The sequence below is a fragment of the Leptolyngbya sp. 7M genome, from assembly GCF_018128485.1.
Window position 1 is genome coordinate 4377890 of record NZ_CP070897.1, and the last position, 23059, is coordinate 4400948.

Annotated in this window: 28 protein-coding genes; 8 read left to right on the forward strand and 20 right to left on the reverse strand. The window is 49.0% G+C overall.

Features of this window, described 5'->3' with window-relative positions:
• Positions 1-467: 467 nt before the first annotated feature.
• Positions 468-1142: a YggS family pyridoxal phosphate-dependent enzyme gene (locus JVX88_RS22420; RefSeq protein WP_211620389.1), complete on the reverse strand. Its 675-nt coding sequence runs from the start codon at positions 1140-1142 to the stop codon at positions 468-470.
• A gap of 49 nt (positions 1143-1191) precedes the next feature.
• Positions 1192-1461, reverse strand: coding sequence for a transcriptional coactivator PipX (gene pipX, locus JVX88_RS22425; protein WP_035996468.1), 270 nt, complete (start codon positions 1459-1461; stop codon positions 1192-1194).
• 808 nt (positions 1462-2269) lie between these two features.
• Here pipX and JVX88_RS22430 point away from each other — a divergent pair.
• The gene (locus tag JVX88_RS22430) at positions 2270-3193 is read left to right on the forward strand and encodes a S1C family serine protease (RefSeq protein ID WP_211620391.1); all 924 of its coding nucleotides are present in this window, start codon (positions 2270-2272) and stop codon (positions 3191-3193) included.
• 58 nt (positions 3194-3251) lie between these two features.
• Here JVX88_RS22430 and JVX88_RS22435 read toward each other — a convergent pair whose 3' ends face one another.
• From JVX88_RS22435 to JVX88_RS40940, 3 genes are all read right to left on the reverse strand, one after another.
• The gene (locus tag JVX88_RS22435) at positions 3252-4136 is read right to left on the reverse strand and encodes a helix-turn-helix domain-containing protein (RefSeq protein WP_211620392.1); all 885 of its coding nucleotides are present in this window, start codon (positions 4134-4136) and stop codon (positions 3252-3254) included.
• Between the two features lie 170 nt (positions 4137-4306).
• Entirely contained in the window at positions 4307-4510 is a 204-nt protein-coding gene (locus JVX88_RS22440; RefSeq protein WP_211620394.1) for a hypothetical protein, read from the reverse strand.
• A 212-nt stretch (positions 4511-4722) separates the two neighbouring features.
• A complete protein-coding gene (locus JVX88_RS40940; RefSeq protein WP_211620396.1) occupies positions 4723-5820 on the reverse strand; it encodes a pentapeptide repeat-containing protein in 1098 nt (365 codons plus the stop codon).
• 751 nt (positions 5821-6571) lie between these two features.
• On the opposite strand from JVX88_RS40940, the gene JVX88_RS22450 reads away from it, so the two are divergent.
• The gene (locus JVX88_RS22450) at positions 6572-6805 is read left to right on the forward strand and encodes a PTPA-CTERM sorting domain-containing protein (protein ID WP_211620397.1); all 234 of its coding nucleotides are present in this window, start codon (positions 6572-6574) and stop codon (positions 6803-6805) included.
• 296 nt (positions 6806-7101) lie between these two features.
• A complete protein-coding gene (locus JVX88_RS22455; protein ID WP_263975213.1) occupies positions 7102-7860 on the forward strand; it encodes a Uma2 family endonuclease in 759 nt (252 codons plus the stop codon).
• 29 nt (positions 7861-7889) lie between these two features.
• Here the strand turns inward: JVX88_RS22455 and JVX88_RS22460 are convergent, their stop codons facing one another.
• The 5 genes from JVX88_RS22460 to JVX88_RS22480 form a co-directional block, all read right to left on the reverse strand.
• Positions 7890-8177: a hypothetical protein gene (locus tag JVX88_RS22460; protein ID WP_211620399.1), complete on the reverse strand. Its 288-nt coding sequence runs from the start codon at positions 8175-8177 to the stop codon at positions 7890-7892.
• A 287-nt stretch (positions 8178-8464) separates the two neighbouring features.
• Positions 8465-10192, reverse strand: a complete 1728-nt coding sequence (locus JVX88_RS22465) for an MGH1-like glycoside hydrolase domain-containing protein (protein ID WP_263975214.1) — start codon at positions 10190-10192, stop codon at positions 8465-8467.
• 90 nt (positions 10193-10282) lie between these two features.
• A complete protein-coding gene (locus JVX88_RS22470) occupies positions 10283-10738 on the reverse strand; it encodes an HdeD family acid-resistance protein (protein WP_211620401.1) in 456 nt (151 codons plus the stop codon).
• Between the two features lie 573 nt (positions 10739-11311).
• Positions 11312-12127: a cyanophycinase gene (locus JVX88_RS22475; protein ID WP_211620402.1), complete on the reverse strand. Its 816-nt coding sequence runs from the start codon at positions 12125-12127 to the stop codon at positions 11312-11314.
• A 720-nt stretch (positions 12128-12847) separates the two neighbouring features.
• Complete coding sequence (locus JVX88_RS22480; RefSeq protein ID WP_211620404.1) at positions 12848-13291, reverse strand: ROK family protein; 444 nt, start codon at positions 13289-13291, stop codon at positions 12848-12850.
• Between the two features lie 464 nt (positions 13292-13755).
• On the opposite strand from JVX88_RS22480, the gene JVX88_RS22485 reads away from it, so the two are divergent.
• Positions 13756-14355 (forward strand): hypothetical protein, encoded by a 600-nt coding sequence (locus JVX88_RS22485; RefSeq protein WP_211620406.1) that lies wholly within the window; start codon positions 13756-13758, stop codon positions 14353-14355.
• A gap of 91 nt (positions 14356-14446) precedes the next feature.
• Entirely contained in the window at positions 14447-15136 is a 690-nt protein-coding gene (locus JVX88_RS22490; protein WP_211620407.1) for a FecR domain-containing protein, read from the forward strand.
• Here the strand turns inward: JVX88_RS22490 and JVX88_RS22495 are convergent.
• Both JVX88_RS22495 and JVX88_RS22500 read right to left on the reverse strand, forming a co-directional pair.
• Complete coding sequence (locus tag JVX88_RS22495) at positions 15087-15653, reverse strand: recombinase family protein (protein WP_211620409.1); 567 nt, start codon at positions 15651-15653, stop codon at positions 15087-15089. The genes JVX88_RS22490 and JVX88_RS22495 overlap by 50 nt on opposite strands.
• A gap of 295 nt (positions 15654-15948) precedes the next feature.
• Positions 15949-16359 (reverse strand): very short patch repair endonuclease, encoded by a 411-nt coding sequence (locus tag JVX88_RS22500; RefSeq protein ID WP_211620411.1) that lies wholly within the window; start codon positions 16357-16359, stop codon positions 15949-15951.
• On the opposite strand from JVX88_RS22500, the gene JVX88_RS22505 reads away from it, so the two are divergent.
• Entirely contained in the window at positions 16358-17134 is a 777-nt protein-coding gene (locus tag JVX88_RS22505) for an HNH endonuclease (RefSeq protein WP_211620413.1), read from the forward strand. The genes JVX88_RS22500 and JVX88_RS22505 overlap by 2 nt on opposite strands.
• A 119-nt stretch (positions 17135-17253) precedes the next feature.
• On the opposite strand, the gene JVX88_RS22510 is transcribed toward JVX88_RS22505, so the two are convergent.
• Entirely contained in the window at positions 17254-17466 is a 213-nt protein-coding gene (locus JVX88_RS22510; RefSeq protein WP_211620415.1) for a hypothetical protein, read from the reverse strand.
• A 434-nt stretch (positions 17467-17900) separates the two neighbouring features.
• Positions 17901-18518, reverse strand: a complete 618-nt coding sequence (locus tag JVX88_RS22515; protein WP_211620417.1) for an integron integrase — start codon at positions 18516-18518, stop codon at positions 17901-17903.
• Between the two features lie 38 nt (positions 18519-18556).
• On the opposite strand from JVX88_RS22515, the gene JVX88_RS22520 reads away from it, so the two are divergent.
• Positions 18557-18832, forward strand: a complete 276-nt coding sequence (locus JVX88_RS22520) for a hypothetical protein (protein ID WP_211620419.1) — start codon at positions 18557-18559, stop codon at positions 18830-18832.
• A gap of 1 nt (position 18833) precedes the next feature.
• On the forward strand, positions 18834-19280 hold the full coding sequence (locus JVX88_RS22525; RefSeq protein ID WP_211620421.1) for a hypothetical protein: 447 nt from the start codon (positions 18834-18836) through the stop codon (positions 19278-19280).
• Between the two features lie 346 nt (positions 19281-19626).
• Here JVX88_RS22525 and JVX88_RS22530 read toward each other — a convergent pair whose 3' ends face one another.
• The 6 genes from JVX88_RS22530 to JVX88_RS22555 form a co-directional block, all read right to left on the reverse strand.
• Positions 19627-19953, reverse strand: coding sequence for a hypothetical protein (locus JVX88_RS22530; protein WP_211620423.1), 327 nt, complete (start codon positions 19951-19953; stop codon positions 19627-19629).
• A gap of 8 nt (positions 19954-19961) precedes the next feature.
• Positions 19962-20405 (reverse strand): hypothetical protein, encoded by a 444-nt coding sequence (locus JVX88_RS22535; RefSeq protein ID WP_211620425.1) that lies wholly within the window; start codon positions 20403-20405, stop codon positions 19962-19964.
• Positions 20405-20656 (reverse strand): hypothetical protein, encoded by a 252-nt coding sequence (locus JVX88_RS22540; RefSeq protein ID WP_211620427.1) that lies wholly within the window; start codon positions 20654-20656, stop codon positions 20405-20407. Before JVX88_RS22540 ends, JVX88_RS22535 begins: the two co-directional genes overlap by 1 nt.
• Positions 20656-21198: a hypothetical protein gene (locus tag JVX88_RS22545; RefSeq protein WP_211620428.1), complete on the reverse strand. Its 543-nt coding sequence runs from the start codon at positions 21196-21198 to the stop codon at positions 20656-20658. The genes JVX88_RS22540 and JVX88_RS22545 overlap by 1 nt, the downstream gene beginning before the upstream one ends.
• A gap of 189 nt (positions 21199-21387) precedes the next feature.
• On the reverse strand, positions 21388-22011 hold the full coding sequence (locus JVX88_RS22550) for a TMEM165/GDT1 family protein (protein WP_211620430.1): 624 nt from the start codon (positions 22009-22011) through the stop codon (positions 21388-21390).
• A 377-nt stretch (positions 22012-22388) separates the two neighbouring features.
• Positions 22389-23009 carry a TetR/AcrR family transcriptional regulator gene (locus JVX88_RS22555; protein WP_211620432.1) on the reverse strand — a complete coding sequence of 207 codons (621 nt, stop codon included), beginning with the start codon at positions 23007-23009 and terminating at the stop codon, positions 22389-22391.
• Positions 23010-23059 lie beyond the last annotated feature (50 nt).

The following is a 23059-nucleotide window of genomic DNA, read 5'->3' on the forward strand; positions in this document are numbered from 1 at the left end:
GCAGACCAAGAGCACATGACAAATAAAAGTAACACTGTATCGCTCATGAAATATGGGTAATTAGCAAAGGCAAAGCTGTCAAAAGATCCTGGTGCTGATTGCAGCTAAGTCTCTGAAGCAAGCCGTTGACGAAACAGTAATTTCCCAAGACGGGAAACTCGACCAATCCTCTGTGTTTAGGTCAGCCTAAACCTGTCCAATTGACGTCAAACCAACTGTTAAACCAACTGTCAAGCTGACTGAACGGATTCTTCAAAGACTGTTACATCGATTTAAGTTCTTTTACTTCCTCTGTATAGGGTTTGCCAGAGGAGATAGGACATTCTTGTGGCGACGGCTATAGCTTCAGAGTGCATACACTGCTTGCAGGAACGAGCGACTTAAACGCACAGTGTTAAAACAACAAGGCGTTTTTAGAATCACAAAAATTGCCACAGGTTGTGACAGGGCGAAAATGGAGGCAGATGTTAAGTTCTTTTGCCAAACAGGGTGCTGCCAAGCCGGACCATGGTTGCACCTGCTTGTACTGCTAGCTGGTAGTCGTTCGACATCCCCATCGATAGCTCCTGAATCGGCAGGCTGGATTGCTGGCGAATTTGCTCGGCTAGTTGGCGCGCTTGCTGGAAAATGGCTAATATTTCTGCGTCAGGCAGGCCGTAGGGAGGAATCGTCATCAGGCCCACAATATCGAGATGCTGGCACTGGCTTAGCTCTGGTAGAGCGTCTAATAGCTCTGGAACAGTCCAGCCATATTTGTTGGGATCAGGAACGATTTTTATCTGAAGACAGAGTTTGGGTTTTATAGGCAGACTTGCCGCTAATTGATCCAGTCGTTGCGCCAGTTTAAGGCTATCAAGTGAATGGATCCATTGAAACTGGTCTAACGCTTTAGCGGCCTTATTGGTTTGCAGATGCCCAATCAAATGCCAGGTAATGTCTTGCAAATGCTGTAACTGATCTTGTTTTACCACTGCTTCCTGGATCCGACTTTCGCCAAAATCGCGCAGACCTAGTTGATAGGCTGCCTGAATTGCTTCTACTGGCACTTGCTTTGTCACCGCAATTAACTTGACTGTCCCCGGTAACGTCAGGCGAACTTGTGCTAACCGTTCAGCCAATTGCTCAATTGAAACCGTACTCATGCCAAACTACTCATGCCAAACTACTCATGCCAAACTACTCATGCCAAACTCATGCAAAGGTCTGTTTGTGAATCGCTTGAAGTTGGTTATACGCTTGCACCTGTCCCGTGCGACGCAGCTCTCTTAGTCGCCCTTCTACCAATAGACGAGCATCTGTACGACCAATGGGTTCAAATCGAATTCCTGCTGTTTCAGTAATAACAAGGAAAAACAGGCGTTGGGCATATAGGGTGGCAAAGAGTTCACGATTCTCTTCCAGCAGACAGATTCTGAACAGCAAGCCCAGGGTCGGATGATTTAGGTAAGTTTCGATAGTCATTCGATTTTAGGCTGCATCAGGAAGAACAAGGATGGAAGCGATTGAACACTGAATTGGTGAGATGCATAGCAATGCCGAAGCTGGGTCAACCCTAACCGAAAGAAAAAATAAACAGACTCCGGTGGAGTACGGAACATACGCAATTGAGTTAAAAAATAACGGTTGGAATTACTGGAATGACCAAAATTACAATCTACTTGCTTCATGGACTGCTCAAAGCATGATCTCGCAATTTAGGGATCAGCAAAAATTGACTGCTCCACCAGTGCAATCAGAGCTTGAATGACGCTGCATTGCCTAGAATCTCGATTTGGATCAGTTGAAGCTAGCCGTTTTTGCTTCAGCCGCCTATCCCAGTAGAAGTTGTTAAACACTGCCCATAAACTCAAAATAAGAAAGTTTCTATAGTTTTCATTCCCTACTGTATGGGAAAATGTGCCGCATTGCTACAAAAAGCCCAATTGTTGGTTAAATAGTTGGTTTCAACTTGATTAGATTGGCTCGAGTTAGAGCGATCGAGTTGATGCAAGTTAATCAATCAGGAGGTTAATCTAGTTGCCTCCCCAGAGAAACCGAGCCATCCAGAATAAAACAATTCCTAAAAGCGCTAACCAATCCCACACACGTAAGCGAAACCGATGCCAACGAACCTGATGCTGATTTGGCGTAGTAAAACCCCGCACCTGCATGGCGCTTGCAAAACCAAAAAAGATTCTATCTTAAAGTTTGACTAAAACTGTCTAGACAATGGGGTACACCTCATCATTCCGTTAGCGATGATGCGCTCCTAGATGCCTATTCTCAGGCTGTGATTCGCGTGGCGGAACAGGTGGGTCCGTCAGTGGTCAATATTGAGGTATATCAGCCTCAGCGCCGTCGCCATGCAGCCGCTTCAGAAGCACAGGGGAATGGGTCTGGCTTCATCATTACGCCCGATGGCTACATTTTGACCAACAGTCATGTTGTGCATAGTGCCAGCCGCATCGAAGTCACCCTGGCCGATGGGCGCAAAGGTCCGGCTGAGCTGATCGGGGACGATCCAGATACCGATTTAGCGGTGATTCGGATTCATGCTGCCAATTTGGTTCCAGCTAAGCTCGGCGATTCTCAAGCGATCCGGGTGGGGCAGTTGGTGGTAGCAATCGGTAATCCCTACGGCTTTCAGGCCACTGTGACGGCGGGGGTTGTGAGTGCCTTAGGCCGATCCTTGCGTGCCCGTTCGGGTCGGCTGATCAATGACGTGATTCAAACCGATGCAGCCCTGAACCCCGGTAACTCTGGTGGGCCGCTGGTAGCGTCCAACGGTGAAGTAATTGGAGTGAACACGGCAATTATCCTACCGGCTCAAGGGATCTGCTTCGCAACTGCGATCAACACGGCCAAGTTTGTCACAGCGGCACTGATTATGGAGGGCCGGATCCGGCGGGGGTACATTGGCGTCAGCGGTCAAAATGTGCCGCTTCATCGTCGGTTAGTGCGTTACCATGATTTGCCAGTAGAAACGGGCGTGTTGGTTCTGTCTACGGAACTGGGAAGCCCAGCCAACCAGGCTGGTTTGATCCAAGGAGATGTAATTGTCGGATTAGATGACGAACCGATTGCCAGCATTGATGACCTGCACCGTCGCCTGACTGGAGAACGAGTGGGGCTACGCTCAACCCTAATCGTGATTCGCGGCACCGAGAAGCTTCAGGTCGCGATTACGCCGGAGGAGTCCAGATCAAAGGACTAGTAGTTAGGAGCAACAGCAACAACAGACAAGGGGGAAGATCCCCCTTCTAACTTTCTGCTTAATTTTGCTCAGTTGACTGACTCTCTTCTGTACTTTCGGTTGAGGAGGCACTAGAGCTGGTTTGCGTCGAAGCAAATGTTTTCTCCTCGACTGCACCGGGTGCTCCCATCTGCTCAGCTTTGCCACCATTGTGGGCTATCGTCACACCGCCTGCATTTCCCGCTCGGATGCGGACTTGTTTATCGGCGGTCCAGGTCCGTTCGGTGCCTTCAGGTAACACCTCTGCCAGTTTCACCTCTCCATCGGTTTCAACCTCCAGCCAAGACTGCGCGGTCAGTTTGACCTCGACGCGGACAGGCTTATCAGAAGCGGCATTCCGGGCGCGATTTGCCGTACTGCGAGACGTGGGGCTTCCTGTGGCAGCGCCTTGCTGGTTCGATGGATTGGTCGCTGGAGGCGTAGTGGGAACAATAGCTTGAGTGGAAGGGCTATTTCCTGGACGGACATTGACTGAACTGGGCGCAGTGGCCGAACGTCCCACAATGTAGGACAAAAGGCTGACGGAGGCCATGATTAGCACAATGTAGGCAATATACAAGTGCAAGGGCCGCAACTGAGCTGCAGGGGAATCTTTCCAGGAAGATGGGGCAATCTGCAAACTCTTTTCGGCTGGAAAAGCTTCAGCAAATTCTACTCCGTCTAGGCCCATCGCCTCGGCATAGCGACGAATAAAACCCTGCACATAGACCGGTTCGGGTAATTGGTGCAATTTGCCCTCTTCAATGGCTTTCAGCAGCCGGGGCTGAATCAGCGTGCGAGCTGCCACGTCTTCCAGAGATAACCCGCCCTCTTCTCGGACATGCCGGAGGTAAGCACCAATCTGCATCAGCCGCTCAACCTGCTCTTGCTGGAGGTGGGAAACATCTCTGGCCATAGTCTTCATATCACTCACTCACCAAGTCATTAAAGGGCAAAAATCAAACAATTCAACAACTCAAAAACAGGCAAAAACGTAGAACACGAAACTAGATTTTGACTGGAACAGGATCAGGATTTGCCTTAGGACCAGCAGCTTACATCGATGCAACCCCTTGCCTGGTAGTCGCTTTTGCTCTACTGCGGCTGCCACGTACCGTCTGGCATACAGATCAGAGGACCTACTGTGTCGCCGGTTTGGTAAGTTTCGCCTTCATAGACGCATTCGGCCCGTGCAGGGGAAGCTGTAAAAACTTGAGCTAGCAGCGCAATTAAAATGCTTGCAAACAGTAATAGCAATGAGTTTTTTTGGTTGTGGGAATCATTTGTTTTCGTAGACATAGCCGTCAATTCCTTATAAACTTCTGCATCAATAAATTTTCTATATTTAGCGTGAACAGATTGATTTAGAAACTGGTTACTTTGTTCCAACTGATTCAGTGTAGATATCAGATAAAGCGTTTAAAATTTTTATTTCTTAGGCCATACTGATTTGACTATAGCTTCTCAATTCAGCAAAATTACTATTTTTCAGGAATTCTCTAGATTCTACGTCAATTAACCTCGCAATATTCACGTAATCGATCTGATGTTTTATCTTTACCCATAGTGCACAGAAGCATTCCCTTCTTATCTATACCCTCAGGTAGCACAGTTTTTTGATTGTACTTAGCGCCTTTCAGGATTGCACCCTGTAAATTTGCACCCTGTAAATTTGCACCCTGTAAATCTGCATACTGCAAATCTGCTTCCTTGAAATTTGCTCCTGCTAAATTGGCCTCACTTAAATTCGCTACTTGCAATTTGGCTCTAATTAGCAGTGCTTCAGTTAGATCGGCTTTTCTCAGGACCGTCGCCTGCATCTTGGCATCAGTCAACACCGTCTTAGATAGATCGGCCTCTGTCAGAGTAGCGCTCTGTAAATTTGCCGCGTCTAAGTTCAATTCTGATAGTTTGGAATTAGACAAATCAGCTCCGGAAAGATCAATTCCTATTAGACGGATTATAGGGCGCTCCATTATCATTTCATTTAATTTGATGGTGCTCAGCTTAAGTTCGGCAGGCTTACATTTGGCTTTGTCCACTTCCAGCTTCTGATTAACCGGGCATCCGCCAATCAAATCAGCTTGATACAGAAATTTGATCAACTTCCCTTTATGCTCTCCATTGGGATTTGGCTGCCCCAAGAGCTTAGATAGCCAAGGTTGATTCTCATATAGTTGGCTGGCTGCATTTAAGTTAATAGCCTCTGCCATCCGCTTCGCCTCTGCTCTCTGCTCTGCTTTTGCTTTTGCTTCAGCATCTGTAGAGGAGACTTCATTGCTATCAGACAGGCGCAGTCCCTTGTCAACCAGGAGATCTTTCATTTCCTCAAGATAGGTTGACATGATTTCATGGCGCTGTTGATTGGAGGCAGCATCCATTTGTTGCAAGGTTAAGAAAGTAACAGAAATAGGTACTGCGGCAGAGGCCATGAATTTTAGCCAACTGAACGAAGATTCCTTGCGAATGCCAGCACAAAACCAATCCCAACTTTTACCAATGAACCCTTTTTTTGATCCTGAGGGTGATGCTACGTGTTCTGCTTTCTGGTCATTCACCTGATCGTCATCGTCATCATCAGAAAGTAGATCTATGTCGATAATTGCCATCCTAGTAGCCTTCTAGAGAATTTGCTGATAATTTGTCAATAAGACGGCAAGCCAAAATTGCGCCTTTCGGCGTTTTAATCACGTTTTAATCAACTGCAGATGAAATTGAACTGATTACTCGGCTTTCCAGGAGCCGTCAGGCATACAAATTGAAGAGCCTACTCTTTCGCCAGTCTCAAATCTCATGCCCTCATACCAACATTCCGCCCGCGCTGGCAAAGCGAAGAGAAGCGGTGCAGCAACAGCAACGAGAACGCCAGAGAAAAGCAAGAATAATTTAGGGCGTTGAACAGAATCAATTTTCGTGGACATGGGTATTGGCCTTGAAATTTGAGAACAGAGGAACGAAGAATGCGTACAGACCGTGAGGCGAATCAGGTAGACGTTGAAGCTAGTAGAAACTAGGGGATTAGAGTGAGCGAACAGAACTATCAATAACTTCCGTAGATTTGCGGGTTGATCCGAATATAATCCAGGAATCTTTGCCTTATTTTTAGATTTTCGTAAAGCAGGACGGCTGGTTTCTGAGCGGCTGATGAAGACTGATGCGGCCTGGGTTGCAAACAGCTTGGCTAAATCAACGGCAGCGATCTAGCCAAGTGCGGCCACCTATTTCTGCATGCCTTTTCTTAAAGTTTGACTAAAACTGTCTAGACAATGGGGTACACCTCACGATTTCGGATTTGGTTTACTCGAGGCTGGCAAATCCTTCTCGTTTGACATCTTCTACGGAGCGGCTCCTACCGAGACTTTGGCACTGTCTGCATTGGCGGCTGTTGGGGCAGAAGTTTACTCCTTTGGACAACCTGCTGGGGGTGCAAAGAGTGGAGAACCAAATACCTTTATTTTTGCGTTCAAGGGCGTTGGCGGCTCACCCGTTGTTCCAATCCCTACTCCTGCTTTGCTGCCAGGTCTGATTGGTCTAGGGCTAACAGCTTGGCGGAAGCGGAAGGGCGACACCGTGCAGGAACAAGCTAACGGTTAAGACGCTCCTCACAGTAATATTGATTACACAGAAGTGATCAATTTGAGTCGTAATACAGAGGCAGTGTTTCAACTGCCTTTTTTGCATCGCTTGGGCATCAACCTTGGGCATCAACAGATTTCACATAGCTGGTAAGCTTTGCTGCTGGCAAGGAATAGACAGGTGTTGCTAGTCAAGCTATCTCCTCTATAAAAAAGCTGCTTAGGTGAGGGCAGATTTTATCTAATGCTTCAAGGAATTGCTTCCCATCAACTACAATAGGAACAACCTCTGCGGTGTTTAGGAGGCTGCTAGCCGTGCCAGATCCCGTCTTGGAAGCAGAACAGTTTGCAGAACAATTCACAGCAGAGCCTGAGGCTGAGTGGCAGATCTATGCCCCGACTCAGGACGATTTACCTTGCGATGATGACATTCCGATGGAGACGCTTCGCCACAAGCTGCAAATGGATATCCTGGTGGATGCCTACATCAACTGGTTGATTGCCAATCAGATACAGGGATTTATTGGGGGCAACATGTTTGTTTATTTCAGCCCCGATCAGGTCCGCAATCAGAATTACCGGGGGCCGGATGTGTTTGTCGTCAAAGATGTGCCATCCGGGGAGCGGCGCAGTTGGTTGGTTTGGCAAGAGGGCAAAGCCCCGGATGTGGTGATTGAATTGCTGTCAGCCTCCACAGCTAGACGCGATAAAACGGAGAAGAAGCAGATTTACCAGGATCAGTTGCGAGTAACCGAATATTTCTGGTATGACCCCTTCAACCCCGATGATTTTGCCGGCTTTAGTTTACAGCGAGGATTTTATCAACCCTTAAATTTTGATGCTCAGCAACGGCTTGTGAGCGAACAGCTTGGCTTAGCTTTGGTTCGCTGGCAGGGTGTTTTCAAGCAGGTCGAGGCAGTTTGGCTGCGCTGGGCTACCCTGGACGGCGAATTGCTACCAACTGATGGGGAACTTGCAGAACAAGAGCGTCAACGCGCTGAAGAAGAACGTCAACGCGCCGATCGCCTTGCTGCCAAATTGCGGGAACTTGGCATCGATCCGGATCAGCCTTGAGAGCTGAGTTTTTCGGGAGACATCAGCTTCTAGCGTTCCTCAAAGCTAGGCAGGTGGTTGCGTCGTTGACGTAAGACCGGGCGATCTCTTGTTTTTGACGATGATGACTGTGGTATAGAAGACGGCTCCTCAATGGATTCGAGTTTGGTGGCTTCTAGGAGAAAGACTCGATAGCCATACACTGTATAGAGATTCTGGTAAGTGCACATATAGCCTTCCTCTTGCAATTGAGCAGCGCGCGCCGCACGAGCTTGCCGGGCTTGTTCCTCATCACCCCAGTCGAGTTCAAGGAAGGTTTCCTGAATTGTGGTTGTCAAAGCACACCTCGGTACGAAATCGGAGACAGTAGACTATTACATTCTTCTCCTGACAAAATTTGCTAGTAGAATTTGTCGAAGAAACGGTAGTCCAGTCTTTATTCTAGTCAACTTGAGTGATCCTGGACAGACAGCCAAGACTAATTTGTAGTTCGTATCTGTATTTGTAATTACTTCAAGTGACTCTTTCTTGAAGATCTGATGAAATGGCAGCAACGCTCTTGCTCTTAGTTGGTGGGTATGTTTGGATCGAGGGAACAACTTGGGTAATTCTACCGAAGCGGCAATTAGATGCGAACAGGGGCAGCAGGGGCAACACTAATCTGAAACAGCAACCTAAACAGCCAGCCTAAACCAGTAAGACAGGGTCGCAAGTTGTGACAGATAAAGTTTAACGAATGGCAAAATAGTCCTTCATCTTTGCGGTTGACCCACCAGGTGAAGTTGATCAACAGCTTAGAAAAGGCGTACTTGAGGAACTCAATATCCCCCTCGCCCTTGTTGACCTCTCGATCGCGGGTGTAGATTTCCCAGGTGGCAAAGGCATGCACCGGCGGGTTGACATCACCAAAGTTCCATTCATAGGCCGGGATTTGGCCATTGGGATGCAGATAATCTTCCCGCAGCATCAGCATGAGCTGATGTTTCGCAAAGGCTGGATCGATCAGGCTGATCGGAATCACATGGAAAGCCAAATCCCAAGCTGCGTACCAGGGATATTCCCACTTATCGGGCATGGAAATAATGTCGTCGTTGTGCATATGGAACCAATCGCTGTTCCGCACAGACCTCCTCTGATCCGAACGGGTCCAGGGAGTAACGCCTCGTTCCCGCAGCCATTGGTCCAGGTCGTAATAGAAGTATTGTTTTGTCCACATCATGCCAGCCAAAGCCTGCCGCATGACGTTAGCCCGATCCGGATTGGTCAGAACCACTGGCGGAATTATGGTCTCATAGAATTCATCGGCTTCCTTCAGCCGCGCTGCAAAGGTTTGGTCAAAGCCAAGGCCGAAGGGATCTCCCATTTGAGTGGGTTCATATTTAGTCAGGCGCAAGCGGATCACCTCTGTCTCGCCAGGTCCGACTAGCAGTTTGTAATGGGGAGCAACTTTAGTTCCAGTACCGTGGGGATTGACGGCATCCAGTTGCCCTTGTACTACGTAATTGTTGATGCCATCTTTGGTGTAGAGATTGGCGTTAGCTGTGCCAAAAATCCGCTGATTGTTCGTTTCATTCTCTGTAAACAGTAGCGGCACAAGACTATCACAATAGAAATAATAGTCTTTTATATAATGATCCAATAACGTATCGTTTATATGGGCATATACGGCACTGTTGCCCATTCCCTCAACCTTGGTCAATACCGGTTTGGCTCCGCCATCGGTCCAAGACCAGGTATTGCGAAACCAGAGCGTCGGCAGCACATGAATCGGGGCCGCTTCTGGACCGCGGTTGACAATGCTGATTTTGATCAACACATCTTCGGCGTCGGCTTTGGCGTATTCGACGAACACATCAAAGTAGCGATCCTCATCAAAGATACCCGTGTCCAACAGCTCGTACTCCAACTCATAGCGGCTGCGGTTGCGGTTCGTTTCCACTAAATCTCGGTAGGGGAACTCGTTTTGAGGATATTTGTAGAGATACTTCATGTACGAGTGGGTAGGCGTACTGTCCAGGTAGAAGTAGTACTCCTTGACATCTTCCCCGTGGTTGCCTTCGCTGTTGGTCAACCCAAATAGCCGTTCCTTCAAAATCGGATCGTTACCGTTCCAAAGTCCTAGCGCAAAGCAGAGCAGGTTGTGGTTATCGGTAATACCACCCAGTCCATCTTCGCCCCAGCGGTAGGCGCGTGATCGGGCATGGTCATGCGGAAAGTAGTTCCAGGCATTGCCATCCGTACTGTAATCTTCGCGCACAGTACCCCACTGGCGTTCACTCAGGTAGGGTCCCCATTTATACCAATCAACTTGACCCCGATGGGTTTGCTCTAGCCGCTGCTGCTCTGTGCTCATGGATGGCTCCTAAATCCGGAGATATGTAAATGAATCAGAATAGAAACAAGACTCAATCGGTCAGGTTGGGCTGCAATCAAAAGACTTAAGTCATACTCGATCTTGTGTTGCGTCATTCGACAACTGGTTCCGAATCGCCCAGGGGATCATCAGCATCCAACCGCCTGCCAGTATGAAGCTAATTCCAGTGAAAACTCCCAATAGCCAAAAGGCGTTGAAGGGCCAGCGATACAAAATCAAGATGCCGAGCACAACTGCAACCATGCCGCTCAGGAGCATCCAACCCCAGTTTGGAGCTGGACGCATGGAGAAAGCGGCAATCACCTCGACAATTCCCTGGATCAAAATTGCCCATCCCAACGCTAAGGTTAGGGTGAGTTGGGCACCAAAGATGTTGCTCAGTAACAAAATGCCAGTCACGATGTAAAGAATGCCAACCAAAAGCCGCAGCCAAAAGCCTCGTTGCGAGCGAGATTGCAATGCATGAGTAACTCGAACTAACCCAGCGATCAAGAAAATCCAGGAAAGGAGGACCATCTGGATCATCAGCAGACGTAAGTTCGGCTAAACTGGGGAGCACTTCTGCTAGCCCTTTGTAGAAGTCAGGAATTTGGTGGGTCGGGGTTGCTGCCAGACCTTCTAGATCGAGACGAATCACGATCAACTTATGATGACGAATACTCCAGTAATTCGGACCACGAAGGGTTTGAGTTTTGAGAATTTTCATAGGGTAATCGAATAAAAGATGTTCTAGCGGCAGGACAGCAAGCGCAACACTAGTCTAGTCTTTAACCTCAGAAAGCACTAAACCGTTCACCACGAACAGTTTGGCCTGAGAACTTGCAAAAACTTCTCAGAAACAGATAGGCAAAAACAACCATCGGCTGGATGTAGTAGTAGCTCAACGGTTAGATCAAAAAGCAGGATTTTGCAAGATCATACCCCTTCAATTTAGATGAATACGGGTGATTCAGTTGGCTTCTGAGGGTGTAACTTTTATTTTGACAGGTTATTTCCACAACGCCGTATCTTTCATCCTAAGTCGTCCCTCTGCTTAAATATCCTGTCTGTACTCTATTTTCCGTACTCCATTTAGAGTTAGGCATCAAGCGGCATCGATTAGCGATTAACCGGAACTACCTGACGTTTGTGCAGGTCATACCGGTCGCCATGACTGAGAATATGCACCCGCAGGTTATGAATACTGATTGGATCGGTGGCGCTGATTTGAGCATAGTTGGTGTGGGATACGTCGGTAGGATCAACCACGGTGACAGTGCCTCTGCCAATCACCTGAAACGTGCCGTTGCCTTCAAACATGGCGCAGGTATCTTCATCGATGCCGATTCCCATTTTGTCGATGTTGGAAGCAACCGCGCTGAGTAACCGCGCCATCCGATTCCGGTTGTGGAAATGCTGGTCCACAATCACCTCTGGAATGATCCCCAAACCTGTAGTCATGTCAACTAACGAACGATTGGGGGGTTCGCCACTGCCACCGCCCGCAATCATGTGATATCCCATCACGGCAGCTCCAGCGCTGGTTCCAGCCAGGGTAATTTCTCCCATCTGTGCCCGCATCCGCACGCGCTCCATAATCGGGGTGTCAGCCAGCAAACCACACAGCCGCAACTGGTCTCCGCCAGTCATAAACACGCCAGTGCAGTCTTCCACAAAGGCTTGCCAGACCGCATCTTCGCCATGCTCCCGCTCTCGGATATCCAGCACCTCGATGGCCTTGGCTCCCATCTCTTCAAAGATGTCATGGTAGCGGCTGCCAATCACGGTCGGCTCTCGCGAGGCAGAAGGAATAATCGCAATGCGAGCATCTGCACCTCCCGATCGCTGAAAGAAGGTTTGCAGAATTTGTCGTCCATGAATTTTATCTTCGGCTCCGCCAATCACTAAGACGGCTGTTTTCGTGGGCTGAGGCATCCTCTGCTCAAGGGGTTGTGAATCTAGTTGCAGCATCATATCGCTTCTGGACGACAATTTGGGCACTCGCTGAATTAATTGCTCCAGAAACCGACTGAACATGATGCCATTTCGATTCATTCGCTTACTTTAACAGTCAAGTCCGCTTACTTTATCAAGGAGAGTAGTTGGCCTATCCCTACGGCTCTTGGAAACAATCTCAATCCTTTCTTAAATTATCCTAAAAGCAGAAGAAGTTCCTCAAAATCCTCAGAACCCAAGTGGCAAAAGGGTTGACCTGGTACAGACTTCTGAGACAGACTCAAGCTGTCCCTATTTAGCGGTCTGCTGGCGAGACCAATCGATGCAGAGACGAAGGACCCTTATTAGCCGTCTGCCCATCTCTGCCATTCGTTCAGGGACTTCATCTCTATCAGCAGTATTGCTGACAACCATTTCGTTTGATTATGGCTGACTTTGCCCCTTGGAATTGATGGTTCAGATACAGTCTGCCAAAGCGGCAGACCTGAGTTTACTAGGGTTTGCGACTCCAGTTTCTCTCTACAGGTTCCAATAGCGTTCTATATTTATTTGCTTTTCTCGATTAGGGAACCGGTTAATCGGCCAGTCAGGAATTTGGCAGTTTGATAGCTCACCCCTTGACCCCTTTAGAGGCTAAATAAAGACAAAATTTTCTTGCAGCCTATTTAAAAGGTTAAGAAGGTTAGACTTTTGTATAGACTACGGTGTGACAGCAGCAGCAGTCGCATCGTTTTCTACTACGACTGGAACATCAAAACAATTAGAGAACTGAGCTCTAAGTGGGTAATCATTCAAAAACGGGAGGTTCGGTGATTCGGTCACCACCCCAGAGCCAATATCTAAGACTGCCGGAAACGCCGCTGCAAACCCGACCACTTTGAATCCCTTAAGACGAGAATCAATTAGCTCTCTGGCCATTTCAGATATAGACCGGACGAATTCTGAGGGCCCTGCGGAATGAAAAGTCTTTCTTGAGAATTTCTCAATGACCTTTCCGTCGGGACTAATGGCTCCGATCCGGATATTTGTGCCCCCAACATCAGCTGCAATTACTGCTAATGATGCATCATATCCAAAAACATCTTTGTCGGTTACGAGATGCATAAGGTAATTAAATTCATCATTACCATAAAGCTTCTCCAAACTATAGCAGAAGTAGAACTTACATTGCCGAAATTCAGGGCAACTCAATTTTCCAAATTTCGCCTGCGAAATAGCTTGATTTCCTCCTATGATGATCTTTCTTCGGCCATTCTTGCCCCACCCAACTTCGGGTTAATAGATTAATAGATATGGTCCCGCAAACTTAATTAGGGCCCGAGGTCGCAAACCTCTGCTCTGAAACCTTGCCAGGCCTGGGTCAGATAGCGTTGGATTCGGGGGTATTTTTTTGTGACCAGACATTTATTTCTTTGTCTTAGTGTGGTTTTGTGATATAAAGGTCTCACAAATCCTTAGCTTAGAAGTTTTACGGGCTGTCAAGGAATTCTTTTCACGGTTTGAACGTTTAGCGTGACTTTTATTGACACGCTGTGAGGATTTGTGTAAAAGTTGTAAGGTCTGCTTTTTTTGAAATCATTGAAAACTGGCGATTTAAGAGGAGAGATATGACTTGTAACCTTTTGATTAGAAGAGCACTGTCGTCGTGCTTGATGGTCGCTGTCTTTGCGACGTATTCGATGGTCACCCTTGCCGTACCGGGCAAGCTGGCTGGAGATTTGACTGTTTTTGGAAATAGTGGGACTAATGAAGTACCGTCGATCTTGATCAACGGTGAAACTTCGCGGTCGGGACGCACCGTATTTGCTCCAAGTACTGTTGTTACACCCGAAGGTGTTTATGCTGTGATCAGTTACAACGGCATTGGTCGTATTGAGATCGCTCCGAATACAAGCTATACACTAGACCTGACGGGCGATAAATTTGGCGGTGAGCTTACATCAGGATCGGTAAAGATCCTCAGCTCTTCTGTAGCTGGTGAAATAAAGACACCGTCAGGGACGGTAACTGTGAATTCGGGTGAGACAGCAACCGCAACCGGCAAAGCCCGTCAAAATGACGATGATGACGATAAAGGTGGCGCCGCTTGGGTTTGGTTTGCACTTGCAATGGGCGGCGCAGTAGCCGGGATTCTTTATGCCACTTTGAAAGAATCGAATCGTGCGGATCTTGGAGGTGGCGGTACCGTCATCAGTCCTACTCGCTAGGGTTTTGCTAAACTGCTCCACGGCAGTTATCATTGCCGTGGATTGAAATCTTTATAAATTACAGGGGATCGACAGGAGGAAATTGAATCAAATGCTTGGCAAAAATAGCTTTCGCAAAATTCTTACATCATTGACCGCCGTTGCTGTTCTTTGCGTTTATTCGACAGTGGCACTCGCTTTTTCAAAAGATGTAACCGCGGAGATCACGGTTACTGGACAGGTTACTGTTAACGGGATCACTGCCGTTTCGAATGCAACGGTCATTTCTGGCAGTACGATCGTTACAGGCCCTAATTCGAGTGCAACGATCAGCCTTGGTAAGAATGGTCGGATCGAACTTAACGCTGACACCAGCATGGTTCTTAATTTTTCGGGCAATTCAGTTGTAGGAATTCTTTCCGCCGGAAAAACTCGCGTTGCAACCGCAACAGGGGTTCCGACAACAATCACTACAAAAGACGCCACAGTAATTGCCGATGCCGGGCAAGCCGATGTCTTCACGGTCGAAGTGGAGTGCTCACACACACACGTAGATACGATCTCTGGTCTGGTCACCCTGCGTGAGGGCACGTCCGACAGGCAGATCGCCGCAGGAACGTCGGAGATTGCCGGGAAATTGGAACAGACCGGCTGTGTGGTCAGGTCCGGTGACTGGCCCTGCACGGCGAGATCGTGGGCATCCTCAAGTGCCGCCGTCACATCGGCGAATATGCGTTGGGGACGTTGCGGCATCACGCCGCTGACCCTTCAGCGAGCACACGGTAGACACTTGCCCTGCTGATCCCGAGCCGGGCGGCGATCTCGGTAGCGCCAAGGCCGGACTGGCGAAGCTCCGCCACCTGCGACGCCTTGCGTCGCGCCGTTGGTGCACGGCCCTTGTAGCGCCCTTCCTGTTTGGCCTTGGCTATACCGATCCGCTGTCTCTCCAACATCATGGTGCGCTCGGCTTCCGAGACTGCGGCAAGCACGGTGATGAGTAATCGTCCGGTGGCGGACTTCGTGTCGAGTTCACCCCCGCCGAAGTCGAGCACCCGAACGCCGACGCCCTTGGCTTCGAGCTTCGCCACGATGTTCAGCAGTTCCACCGTCGAACGGGCGAGGCGGCACATGCGCTTCACCACTAGGACATCCCCCTCCCGGCAATATCCGAGTGCCGCTTCAAGCTCGGCGCGCTGCGACAGTGCCGAGACCTGTTCCACGAACAAGCGTTCGCACCCTGCTGCCTTCAGGTCTTCAATCTGACCCTCCAGCCCGGCGCGCTGATGTAACTGGCTCGTGCGAGCGTATCCGATGAGCATGGTTTTCCTCCCGACAGAGGAAAATGCTGGCATGCCGTGCAGGCGAAGTCACGCAGCAAGTGCCTCAAAAACGGCAGAAAACAGCCATTCCAATCCCCAGTCCAACATCTAAAAGCTAGTGCATCGCACTTGCAACCCGTTGCAAGGGGCAGGTCTCGGCACCTTGCAAATACTCCTGTCTCGCTAGAGTTTTGGACCTGCGGGACAATGTCTCACATGAGTTCTGGGCCACGTCCGTGCGACAAATCAGTGGGATTTTGCGAAGTCGCACATCAGCAGGCGGTGCGAGACAGTGTTAGTCGAGAAATGCAGTGAGCCTATCAAGCAGATTGGGATCGCGAACTTCACATTCCCAGATCACGAGTATGTCCCAACCTTGCCCCATCAAAGCCGCTCTGTTCCGCTCATCACGCTCGATATTCCGAGCTAGTTTTATGTTCCAATAGTCTGGGTTTGACTTCGGCCTTCGCCCATCCAAACAAGCGGTATCGGAGTGCTGATGCCAGAAGCAGCCATGAACGAAGATCGCTTTGCGTCGTGATCCGAATACGATGTCTGGCTTGCCCGGCAAATCGTGGCGGTGGAGCCTATACCTGTAGCCTGCTCGATGAAGCAGACGCCGAACAATCATTTCGGGCTTGGTATCCTTTGCCCTGATCTTGCTCATATTGACCGACCGTTGGGCAGGTGACACGGTGTCAGCCATGACGACTATTGACCCTGTTAAAGCTGGCAGTGCTGCCGGGGTGGGAATCCTCGAACTGCTGCAAAAGCATCCTGATGGTCTAAATGCTGCCGAGATTCGAGCCGCAGTTGGCGACGCGGGCGACCAAGAGCAACTAATGCGACGGCTGCGGCACGTCCGCAAATACTATCACGTCCCCTATGAGAAGGTGGATGGCAGATGGGTGTATGTTTTTCGCGGCGAAAAGCAAAACGTCAAAACCGACTCCGGGGCGATCAGCGGAAAGCAAAGGGCGCGCATCCTGAACCTTGCCAAAGGCCGCTGCCAGATGTGCGGGCGGACCGTTGAAGGTGACGGCATCAAACTCCAGGTAGACCATCGCGTCCCGCAAACATGGGGCGGCTTGACAGTTGATGAGAACCTGTGGGCCATTTGCGTCCAATGCAATCACGGCAAGCGCGACTTTTTTGCGTCGTTCGATCCTGATGAAATGGCCGAACTGGTCAAAATCGAGTCCGTCCACGAACGGATAGCGCGGTTCTTGCGGATGCACGAAGGCGAGTGGGTCGATTCCCATTACATCGAAGACATTGCGAACGTCCGCGACAGGCAAGAGGATTGGCAGAAACGCCTTCGCGAACTGCGTTACCCAGTTGTCGGCATGGACATAGAGACAGGCCGATATAAGACCCCGGAAGGCTTCATCCGTAGCCGCTACAAGCTCGTGAAGTGGGTCGATCTACCGCCAGATCATCAGCAGCTAATCCGAGCGTGGGACAACAAGGAGAACAGTTAAGCAGATTTTACAGCACCAAAACAGGAGCAGAGACAGCTCCCCGCTCCTAATTGTTGATCTTCCTGTCGTTGATCTTCCTGTGAATCGATCAGCGCTGAGCCTATCGGTTCAGGATTCGATTAGCGTTCCAGCACGGTCATGAATTTGCCCTTGGCAAAGGGGGCCGGGATGATCGGGGTGAACTTGGCTCGGTCCGGCACCAGATTGCGGACATAGAACTCGTTCATCTGGTGAATCACCTGGTCGCGAGTACCAATAATCCAGATCTGTGCTCTATCGTCTCCATAGGTGTGATCGATTACGGTCCGTGATTCGTTACATTCGGTATTCATTCGGTTTAGCCTCGTTTGTTTGATTTCGCTAAAGAAATCGCTCAAGGCACCATGCCTGACTACAGGACGCATCAAACGAGGCTGCCTAGACAGTACCGTTGCACAGTACAATCAACACAGCCTTGCTCTCTGGTTGTCGCAGAGAGTCAGGTGAGCTGGTCCTTAAGTGGTGTCAACACTTTTGGATCAGCGCCCCGAATCGCCTGCCTTGAGCGGCCCACTAGCCCTCTTCGGGACCGAGAAAAACTAGTATCGCAAAGCATAAACCAAAGCAGGGAGAAACACAAGCGTAGCACTGTAATTGTTAACCGTGGGTGAATGTTGCCTCAACAGAATCCCTTGCTTGGCTCAAACCACTGCTTGGCTAGACACCGATTGTCAGCTGAACCCTTAAACCCTGCTCTGCCAAATCAGGCTACAAACCTCAAACCTCGCTACCCATCCAACGGACTTCTGACGCCACGCCCCCCTCGATTCCACACATGAGTGTAAATCATTGTTGTCTTAACGTCCTTGTGCCCAAGCAGTTCTTGAATCGTGCCAATGTCATACCCGCTCTCCAACAAATGAGTAGCAAAGCTGTGCCGGAAGGTGTGGCAGCCAATCCGCTTGGTGAGCTTTACAGCCCTTGCTGCTTGTTTAACTGCTTTTTGTACGCCACTTTCATGTAAATGATGTCGGCACATTAGCCCGCTACGTGGATCTTTGGCAATTGAACTGGATGGAAATACATACTGCCAGATCCATTCCTGGTTGGCATGCGGATATTTCCGCTCCAACGCAAAGGGTAGATTCACGGCTCCAAACCCTCGACTCAAGTCTCGTTGGTGTTGCCGTTGGACACCTACTAAATGATCTCGCAATTCTGCTGCGACACTTGATGGCAGCATGGTCACACGGCTCTTGCTGCCTTTCCCATCTCTAACCACGATTTGCTGTTGAGCAAAGTCAACGTCCTTCACTCGTAAGCGCAATTCTTCGCTCAGGCGAAGACCACTCCCGTACAGTAGCTTCACGACCAGTTGATAAATACCATCACACTGCTGGATCACCGCGAGCGCTTCCTATTCTTTTAGGTACTGGCATTTTTATGGGTGTTAATGCCCTACTTGATACAGGAGACAAATCCAAGAAGGCACAGTTACAAGCTGAAAAAGAACGCAAAGCGCAGCTAGTGATTAAAAACATGCAAGGAGCTATTAATCAGTTAGTAGAGCAAATTGAGGGTCTTCAAGAAAAAGCGATTAACCTTGAGGCTAGTGCTTCTGATGCAGAAGCAAATCGCGAAGCAATTAGACTGTTGACTGAGCGACTGAAATTCATGCAGCAATCAATTGCTAAGCGGAAGCAAGCCTTTGGAGTCTAAGATGCTTTCTAATAAACTTATTGTGGAGCTTGGTATTGCTTTACAAGCCCAAAATCGTGTTCTCCAAGAACTTAAATTAGCAGTTTCTGAAATAGATGCTAGCTTGGCAGAATCCGCCCAAAAACTCTCTGGTGTTAGCGAAACAACGCATCAACTTAGAGAACTTGAAGCTTTAATGGATGAGCTTGAGGCTGATCAGGATTGGATTGAGGAAGAAGACTTTGGTGATTTCGATCCAAATCAAATTTTAAGTCTCTATGAAAATCGCCAGCAATCTATTTTTCAAGAACTAACCAAAATTGGGTTCAAGGATTGGGATAGCTTTGTGAGGCAATGCCAAATCTATGTGCTATCTCAGGGAGTCGATCCGCTAGCTCCCTATGAGGCTTTCTTAACAGAAGCAGATCTCAAAAAACGCGTCAGATTTTCTGAGAAGTGTCCCCTTTGAACCGTTAGTGCCTCGATGCTCTCGCTCAAGTGAGGCTCTGACGATGAATATCGGCAAAGTCTACCAGAGTCTCCAAAGTGCGTTCCTATTGGTTTCTGCCATCAGTCAAGCCTCACGTTGCAGTTGGTGCTGTGATTCTCTGATGGCTTCAAACTTTTTAAAATGCTAAAACCCGCTGATATAGCGGGTCTCATTCAATCGGAGCGGCGGGATTTGAACCCACGACCCCTACTACCCCAAAACTTTAATTTATTGGCTGTAGAGCTTTATAATTGGGATTTTCAGCTATTCGCAAGTAGCAAATATCCCAATTCATTATCTCAACTGATTCTCCTAGCTCCGAGGCTCAGCTAGAGTTGCGCCGCTCGTAAGTCGTGTTTTTCTGTAGATAAGCCTCAATACTGCCAACAGTGTTGACAACTTCTTTGAGCTGGGTAGAAACCCTCAAGTTGATGTGCTCTACTCGCTCTTTTAATCCCTGAGTTGTCAACGACAGCCGATCGTCAAGATTTTCCATTTCAACCCGTAGCACCCTCATTTCTTCTCTCAGCTCTAGGTCACGAGTTTCTAACCGATTCAGCAAGGTTTGTACCTTGGCAAAGGTGCCTAGGATGCTGAGTATTCCTACGATTAGGGTAATCGCAGCACTAACGATTGTCAGGGTATTCATCATGGGAAATCTCAGAGCTGCTGCTCTAGTGCATCGATCCGCTCAAATACAGTGAGATCCGCGCCATCGTAGCGCCAGATTTCAATGGAAACATCATCGAGCCAGTAGGGGAAATCAACCCGCAGCAACCAAGACGGTGAAATTTTAGGAAAGACGCAAAGCGTTAGCAATCCCAATTGCAACCGCGTGCGTCTGGTCTGGGTGGCTGCGGGAAAGTTGCTGGTTGTGCTGGGCAGAAACAGTAAGAGCTGTGATGCCCAGCCCGCCGTTACCCAATAGGATCGGGCCGAGTCGCTCCGACAACCAATTAAAAGCACGTGGCTATTTTCAATCACCCAGCTTCTAGCTAGTAGGCGATTCTGGTAGGGCGTAGGCGTTTGTGGAGCCTGGTAGCTGGTTCGCTCTACCAGGTTCCATTCCAGGGTATCGGTGAAATCGAGAAAGCGGCGATCCATTAGCGCTCGATGAAAATCTCTTCTTTGATGGCAAACTCTAAGTTTTCTTCAGCCGTATCTAGCAGTTCGGCTGGCTCATAGCCATGCTGAGCCATCCAGTCAAAATAGAATTCCCAGTCAATCTGCCCATCAATCAATTGTTGGGTCAGCTTCGAGCGCCGAACCATTGCATCCCACTCCGCCGCCAGCTCCTCATCACTCATGCCCGCCGTAATGATGAGTGGCGTTTCAATTAGACTGGCGGCCAGCATCAGACGGGGACCTTCTCAGGTGTGAATGAGATTCGCTTGATGTCAGCCGCGCCGAATGCGGTTACTACCGCAGTCCGAACCGCGCTAGCTCCGGTCTCAAATTCTTCTGCCGTAGTCAGCGCTCCAAATGGGGCCGTGAAGCTATCTCCCTCATACTTGAGGTAAAACAGCTTGGTGATTTTTGATTGCACATAGGCCGCGTTACCGTTTCCTTGGAATGCTTGCACGCGAGCTGGACGGAATCCAGAGAGCCGATCCGCATTAGCTAGCTGGGTTCCCTGAATAAATAGCCGGTTCGTCAGCGCGTTGCCCAGTCCGGTCACTGACTGCTGGGAAACTCGAACTAATACAAAAGCATTTTCGCCTAAATCCATTCCGAATGGGCGCAAAGCTGCGGGCACTGTCTGCCTACGACCCCCACGAGTGCCTCCCTGTAGCCGCTTGGTTGGCCTGGTGGCGGCATTGCGGATGTAATCGACGTAGTTTGTCAGGGCTGTATCGTATTCGGCCCCCTTCTTGATTTGAGAAAAGCGACGTGACATAAAGCTGAAAGCCTCATTCTGATTGGTTTCTGGCTAAAGCTTACCCACCGGCGCTTGTGGGCGCAACAGCTCGCCAACGGTCGATTGCATACGCTAAACCTTGGTGCAAAAAACCGCAGTACCCTAGGGCCCGGTTGGGAACCGTAACTACCCAGAAAAAGGAGTGTTAATTTTTGTTACTTTCTATCCTTAAGCTTGCAGCAGTTCATATAAACCAACAGCAGCAAAAATTAGGAATAGCGTACCACCCAACATCGTGATCGTGCGTTCAGAAATGCGGCCACACACCATCCGCCCACAAACTACTGCAATGGCGGCACAAACAGCATGACCTAGGATAGCTCCTACCGCCACACCAACTGGATTGTTAGCAGCCGCAAGGGCAATCGTAGCGATCTGGGTGCGATCGCCCCACTCTGCTAAAAAGGTCAACCCAAAGGCTTCTGTAACGATAGCAATGGGAGTATGCCGCTTCGGCAGCTTCTCTTCAGCCTGTTTAACTGCCAGCAGTGCTTCTTGCTGCTCCTCCACGCAGGCTTGATCCGTCATCTGGCTAGCGCTGTAGAGCAATTTGAAGCCAAAGCCCACAAACAAGAGCACTTTAGCCCACTGCACATAAATGGCTGGCAGTAGGGTAGCCGCCTGACCGAATAGCACTGACAAAATGGTCATTAGAGCCAGGGCTGCCACTGCTCCTATAAACACCCAACGCCGAGGGTGACGCATCGCCAAAATAGCGGCAATAAAAAATGTCTTATCGCCTAACTCGGAAACAGTAATTAATAAAAGCCCTGCGGTAAAAGCAGTCAACATCCTCAAGCTCCTCTCTCAAATCGTTAGGGAATCATATGGATCTGAGTGAGCTTGATGAACCATAAGACTCCACCAAGCTCACATCTGTGAACTCAGTGAAGGTCTCACTTACAAGCTTCTGAACGCCTAAGCTGAAAACACGATTCTACGTAAATCTTGTTTCATCTTGACTTTAAGCAATCAGCGCCTGTCACTTAAGCCAGGTTCATCACCAGTATGTTGACTTAAGTAGTCTAGCCTACGAGAAATCTTTCTATGCTAGCAGCTACTTCCCTTCGCTTCAGGATGAATATAACGTTTGATGTTGTTCTCTGTCAATAGGTAGAGGCGAATAGATAGAGGCGAAATAGATAGTCAGGCACATGAGTAATCAAGTTTTAAGAAGCAGGCGCAGCCAGCACTCCATTTAGGAAAATATCGGCCATGCCTTCAGCCATCTCCAGCATGGCTTGGGGAGACGAATCACCAGGCATAATCGTGTCTCGACTGAACCCGGCAATGGTAAACATGCCTAAGAAAACTTGAGCCACAATTCGAGGATTCATGCGGCGATAGATGCCCTGATCCATTGCCGTTTCAAAAAAAGCTTCCGCCACGTCCGTCATTTTAGTGATCACCTCAGACTGAATTTGTTCGCGTAGGTCTGGATGAAACTGCGCTTCCATGAAGCAAACCCGTAGCAGATCAGCATTTTGGTGCAGGTTCAGCATCCGTTTCCGCATCACCTGGGCGATGGCTTTATAGCTAGCCATTTCACTCAACTCGGTGAGCAAATCCGTCAGAATTTCGACCCAACCTTGAGTGGCAACCTCGATCAAAATCGCTTTTTTATTTTCGAAGTGACGGAAAATTGTCCCCTCAGCAACGCCAGCTTCCTGTGCCAAATCCCGCGTGGTTGTGCCGTCATAGCCGTGGCGAGCAAACAGCTTCCTGGCGGCTTGTAAGATGCGAGTTTGGGTTTCTACCTCAGTCGGAGCATTGGAGAAAGCAGGACGCATAATAGCAAATTACCTAGGGTTATTTAGCCGATATTAGCGGTATTACCGGC